1 protein-coding gene is annotated in these 704 nt (G+C 59.5%); it reads left to right on the top strand.

The annotated features are described in order from the left end of the window. Positions 1-573: transposase (locus U5A67_RS40465; protein ID WP_321818836.1), on the top strand; the 573-nt coding region annotated here is incomplete at its 5' end. Positions 574-704: the final 131 nt, after the last annotated feature.

The following is a 704-nucleotide window of genomic DNA, read 5'->3' on the forward strand; positions in this document are numbered from 1 at the left end:
AAGGCGCTAGCCGATCGCGGGTACTTCAATGCAACGGAAATCAAGGCTTGCGACGACGCGGGAATTGCGGCGCTAGTGCCGAAAACACAAACATCGAGCGCCAGGGCTGACGGGCGGTTTGACCGGGCCGACTTCATCTATATCGCCAGGGACGATCAGTACCTGTGTCCAGCGGGTCAGCGTGCGATCTATCGATACACCTCCTTCGAAGGCGCCAATCTGCTGGAGCTGCGAACGTACTGGAGCAGCGCTTGCCCGCAGTGCCCGATGAAAAGCCAGTGCACGCCTGCAGACTACCGGCGCATTCGAAGATGGGAGCACGAGGCAGTGCTTGAGGCAATGCAGTCAAGACTGGATCGCCAGCTTGACGCCATGACGATACGACGCCGGACGGTCGAGCACGTGTTCGGCACACTCAAATACTGGATGGGCTCAACCCACTTCCAGACTCGCGGTTTGGGCCATGTTGCGGCTGAAATGAGTTTGCACGTGCTGGCATACAACCTCAAGCGAGTCATCAGGATCCTCGGATTCGCAAAGACGATGCGAGCGATGAAGCTGGCAGGCGCGTGAATGCGCGCGCCGCCGCTGTTTGCCCGTAAAACACGATCACTTCATCTGCCTGCACCTCGGCCGAAAGCAACCGCGCGACTTACTGGGCGTCACCGGTCGGCCATTCTGCGCGTTTTTACACGGCCTCGGCC

Source organism: Paraburkholderia sp. J69-1 (assembly GCF_905220255.1).
Taxonomy (GTDB): domain Bacteria; phylum Pseudomonadota; class Gammaproteobacteria; order Burkholderiales; family Burkholderiaceae; genus Paraburkholderia.